This is a genomic window from Streptomyces sp. LS1784, assembly GCF_020103755.1.
GTDB lineage: Bacteria > Actinomycetota > Actinomycetes > Streptomycetales > Streptomycetaceae > Kitasatospora.
In genome coordinates, this window is the sequence record NZ_JAHSQD010000670.1 from 1 (window position 1) to 4,018 (window position 4,018).

4 protein-coding genes and 2 tRNA genes are annotated in these 4,018 nt (G+C 74.6%); 4 read left to right on the plus strand and 2 right to left on the minus strand.

Annotation, left to right across the window (positions count from 1 at the left end; genetic code table 11):
• Together KS423_RS40170 and KS423_RS40175 are read left to right on the plus strand one after the other, a co-directional pair.
• A partial coding sequence (locus tag KS423_RS40170; RefSeq protein ID WP_308020302.1) for a hypothetical protein occupies window positions 1-820 on the plus strand: 820 nt, incomplete at its 5' end.
• Between the two features lie 117 nt (window positions 821-937).
• Window positions 938-1,684, plus strand: coding sequence for a serine protease (locus tag KS423_RS40175; RefSeq protein ID WP_224284672.1), 747 nt, complete (start codon window positions 938-940; stop codon window positions 1,682-1,684).
• Between the two features lie 144 nt (window positions 1,685-1,828).
• On the opposite strand, the gene KS423_RS40180 is transcribed toward KS423_RS40175, so the two are convergent.
• Window positions 1,829-1,901 (minus strand) — tRNA-Asn (locus KS423_RS40180).
• Between the two features lie 61 nt (window positions 1,902-1,962).
• A tRNA-Asn gene (locus KS423_RS40185) sits at window positions 1,963-2,035 on the minus strand.
• Window positions 2,036-2,274: 239 nt separating this feature from the next.
• Here KS423_RS40185 and KS423_RS40190 point away from each other — a divergent pair.
• The gene (locus tag KS423_RS40190; RefSeq protein WP_224284673.1) at window positions 2,275-2,580 is read left to right on the plus strand and encodes a hypothetical protein; all 306 of its coding nucleotides are present in this window, start codon (window positions 2,275-2,277) and stop codon (window positions 2,578-2,580) included.
• Between the two features lie 167 nt (window positions 2,581-2,747).
• On the plus strand, window positions 2,748-4,018 hold a 1,271-nt coding region (locus KS423_RS40195; protein ID WP_224284674.1), incomplete at its 3' end, for an FGGY family carbohydrate kinase.

Sequence of the window (4,018 nt, forward strand, 5' to 3'; positions counted from 1 at the left end):
GGCGCTCACAGTCGTGCTGGCCGCGGCGGGCTGCACCACCGCGGCGGGGCCGGGCGGGGGCGCCCCGACCGTCACCTCGGCGCCGCCCACCGGCGTTTCCGCCGACAGCCACGGCTGGAACCGGCAGCGGCTCAAGGGTGCGGCCGGCCGGCACACCGGAGTCACCCGCACCGCCAAGCCCACCGTGCTCAACGGACTGGTCGGCGCGGTGTTCACCCGCAACGCCGACGGCGACCACTTCTGCACCGCCAGTGTGGTCGACAGCGCCGGGCTCAACCTCATCGTCACGGCCGCCCACTGCGTCTGGGACCCGAAGCTCGGCCGCCGCAGCGACCTGGTGTTCGTCCCCGGCTACCGCAACGGCGACACCCCCAGCGGCGTCTGGCCGCTGCTGGCCGTCACCGTGGACGACGGCTGGAGCGACCACGCCGACCCGGACATGGACGTCGCCTTCGCGGTCGTCCAGGCGCAGAACGGACGGCAGGTCCAGCAGGTGCTCGGCGCCAACCGGCTGGGCGTCAACCGCGGCTACCGGCTCCCGGTGAAGGTCACCGGTTACCCGAGCAGCAGCGAGGTCCCGATCACCTGCGCCAACACCACCACCCAGCAGAGCCCCACCCAGGTGCGGATCGACTGCCCCGACTACACCGGCGGCACCAGCGGCAGTCCCTGGGTCACCGACTTCGACCCGGCCACCAGGACCGGCACCGTGGTCGGCGTGATCGGCGGCTACCAGGAGGGCGGGAGCACCCCCGGCACCTCGTACAGCAGCTACTTCGGCGACCGCGTCCAGGCGCTGTACGACCGCGCCACCGGCTGACCGGCAGCGGGCGGGCACCGGCAGTGGCGCCGCCGGGCACCGGACTGGTAGATCTTCCTCACGAACGGCGGAACGCACGGCCCCGGTGCCCGCCCCGAGGAACGAGACGGAGCCCCGATGGCCTCCCGCCCGGCACTGCCCGCGCGCACGGCACGAACGGCCGCGCTGTCCGCCCTGCTGCTGGCCGCCGGCACCGCCTGCGGCGGGCAGGACGGGGCGCCCACGGCCGAGGTCGCGCAGCAGAGCCTCGCCCGGGACCGGATCGGCACTCTCTCCGTCCGCACCGCGGACGGCCCGCGGGCCTGCACCGCGAGCGTGGTGCACAGCCCCCGGCGCAACCTGCTGGTCACCGCGGCGCACTGCGTGCAGAACCGCCGGATCGGCCTGCTGGACGGCCTGGTGTTCACCCCCGGCTACCGCAACGGGTCCACCCCGTACGGGACCTGGCCGGTGCAGGTGATCACCGTGGACCCGCGCTGGGCGGCCGACGACGATCCCGAGTACGACGTGGCGTTCGTCACGGTGGGCCCGGTCGACGGACAGCAGGTCGAGGACGCGGTCGGCGGCAACCCGATCGGCACCGGCCAGGGCTTCGGGCTGTCCGTCTCGGTCACCGGCTACCCGAACGAGAGCGACGAGCCGATCACCTGCGCGGTCCGGACCGGCTCGCAGAGCGCCACCCAGGAGCGCTTCGACTGCGACGGCTACACCGACGGCACCAGCGGCAGCCCGTGGGTCACCGCGAGCGGCGCGGTGGTCGGCGTGATCGGCGGCTACCAGGAGGGTGGGGACTCGCCCGGCACCTCGTACAGCATCACCTTCGACGAGCGGGTCTCCGAGCTCTACCGGAGGGCGACCGTCTGAACCAGGAGCCGGCCCGGGGCGCTGCCGGGCCCGCGGGCGGTGTCGCGTACGTCACGCCGCGAAGCCGGACGGCGACAACACGAAGGCCCCCCGGTCGACCGAGGGGCCTTCGCTCTGAGCAGTCACCGGGCGGACCCGGTGCAGCTCCCGCAATTGGACTCGAACCAATAACCTGCCGATTAACAGTCGGCTGCTCTGCCAATTGAGCTATGCGGGATCGCAGTACTCAACTTCCGTACCACGGACGGGAGCAGAGCCCCGAAGGGCCTTCTCCCGAGCTCCCCCAATTGGACTCGAACCAATAACCTGCCGATTAACAGTCGGCTGCTCTGCCAATTGAGCTATGGGGGATCGGCTCCCGCCTCGGCCCCGGTTCCCCGGGCTCCTCGGCGCTCGCTGCGGGACATACATTAGCGCACTCGGGGGGGTGGTCCGCCAATCGCTTTCCCGGGTTGCCGCCGGGCTGCCGCCCGGCGTGCCCCGTACGCGCCCGGCGCGCGCCCGGCGACGAGGCCGGGGATGCTGGGGCGCAGACGGTTCGCCGTCCCGACGGACGGGTAGGGCAATGCGGCAGAAGCCGCCAGGAGAGGGTGGATCCGACCATGTGGAAGCTGTCGTTGGCCGCGGGTTTCGCGGCCGGCTACGTCCTGGGCTCGCGGGCCGGGCGCCGGCGCTACGAACAGATCGCCAAGGTCACCCGGCAGATCGCCCGGAACCCCACGGTGCAGGGTGCGACCGACCGGGCCCGGCAGCAGGCCGGGGCGGTGGCCGGGAAAGCGGCCGGCGCGGTCGCGGACCGGGTCGGCGACCGGCTGCCCAACGCCGTCACCGACCGGGTGCCGTACTTCAACCGCTCCCGGGCGGGGGACGACGGCTGGGGCACCTTCCGCCCGTGACGGGGTGCCGGGCCGCGTGTCACGTGACGCGCGGCCCGGCGGCCTACCGCCGGTCCGTGACGGGACGGTGACACCAGGGCCAAGCGAACCCCAACCCGCGGTCGCGAACCGGCAACGGACCACCCGGCCCGGACGCGTCCGGGGCCGGGCTGAGGCATGATCTCGGCATGGCCATCGTCGCGGGGATAGACAGCTCGACCAACCGCACCCGGATCGTCGCGTGCGACGCCGACACCGGCGCCGTCCTGCGCTCCGGCAAGGCGCCCCACCCCGTCCCCGAGGACCAGGACCTCTGCCCCGGGGAGGCCGACCCCCAGGTCTGGCTGCACTCGCTCGGCGACGCCGCGACCGGCGGCCTGCTGGAGGGCGTCCGGGCGATCGGGGTCAGCGCCCAGCAGCACGGGATGATCGGCCTGGACGCGGGCGGGGTGCTGGTCCGCCCGGCGATCCTGTGGAACGACCCGCGCTCCGGCGGCGCCGCCGCCAAGCTGCTGGAGGCCTTCGGCGGCGCGGCCGCCTGGACCGCCGCGATCGGCGCCGTGCCCGCCCCCACCTACACCATCGCCAAGCTGCGCTGGCTGGCCGAGTTCGAGCCGGCCAACGCCCGCCGGGTCGCCGAGGTGCTGCTGCCGCACGACTGGCTGGTCTGGCAGCTGCTCGGCCACCCCAAGCGCCGCACCACCGACCGCGGCGACGCCTCCGGCACCGGCTACTGGTCGCCGGTCACCGGCGAGTACCGGCAGGACCTGGTGGAGCTGGCGCTCGGCCACGAGCTCAGGCTGCCCGACGTCCTGCCCCCGGCCGAGCCCGCCGGGCACACCCCCGAGGGCCTGCTGATCTCGGCCGGCACCGGGGACAACATGGCCGCCGCGCTGGGCCTGGGCCTCGGCCCGGGCGATGCGGTGGTCTCGCTCGGCAGCGCCGGGACGATCTTCGCGGTGCACGAGGAGGCCGTGGTGGACGCCTCCGGCCTGGTCTCCTCCTTCGCCGACGCGAGCGGCCGGCACCTGCCGATGGTCGCCACCCTCAACGCCGCCCAGGTGCTGCGCTCCACCGCCGCCCTGCTCGGCCGGGACCTGGAGGGCCTGAGCGACCTCGCCCTGCACTCCTCCCCCGGCGCCTACGGCCTGGTGCTGCTGCCGTACCTGGACGGCGAGCGCACTCCCGCGCTGCCGCACGCGGCCGGCACCCTGACCGGCCTGCGGGCCGAGGCGATGACCCCTCAGCACCTGGCCCGCGCCGCCGTCGAGGGCATGCTCTGCAACATCGCCGACGCCCTCGACGTGCTGCGCGCCCAGGGCGTCGCGGTGAAGCGGGTGTTCCTGCTCGGCACGGCCGGACGGCTGCCCGCCGTCCGGCACATCGCCCCGATGCTGTTCGGCGTCCCGGTCGTGGTGCCGCCGCCGGGCGCGCACGCCGCCCGCGGGGCCGCCCGGCA

Coding starts and splice junctions, on each gene's coding strand:
- KS423_RS40175 (WP_224284672.1), top strand. CDS start 938: ATGGCCTCCCGCCCGGCACTGCCCGCGCGCACGGCACGAACGGCCGCG.